Here is a 554-nt window from a genome sequence, read left to right as displayed (position 1 = left end):
CAACCGGCCACCATACCAACTCAAGGTATAAAGGCCAATGGGCATTGAAGTTCCCAAATCACCATCGGGTAGTAAGCGTTGAGCTTCCGCAGCGCGACAAACATATGCAGGTATCGGTAGCATCAAGATGGGGAGGCGTAGATCAGGACATAGCAGATACGCTCGCTCATGAGCTACAGGACCTCGACGCCAAGTACGAAGGAAGCCGCTGGCTATATAAGCTGCAAAGGTTGCTGGAAACTACAAGCGACTATCATGCTGAGTACGTAGCCATCGTCAACAACCAGAGCGAGCATCCCTCGTTCTCAATTCTGAGCCAGGGTCTTGATCTTGGGTTCTACGGTGTATACGATACGGTAAACCGCAGCACGCAGCTCGCTTGGTCCACTGATCCTGATTTTGTCCAGATCACACGGGCACAGGAACCAACTCGATACCTGTTTCATCGGTATCCAACGGTGAAAGATCGGCCGCTGTTTATCCACACAGAAAATGTATGCTCCAAGTGGTATGTATGGAAGCAGGCGTTCACGAATGTGGATGGAGTTCTGAAG

The 554-nt window shown here is 50.7% G+C and carries 1 protein-coding gene; it reads left to right on the top strand.

All coding sequences use genetic code 11. The features are described 5' to 3' along the window. On the top strand, positions 1 to 554 hold a 554-nt coding region (locus AC1RPG_RS07980), incomplete at both ends, for a hypothetical protein (protein ID WP_481762465.1).

The organism is Dellaglioa sp. CoH-57-MRSF-18 (assembly GCF_056781995.1).
Note: the sequence above shows the minus strand (reverse complement) of the source record. Positions and strands in the feature narration are given on the sequence as shown.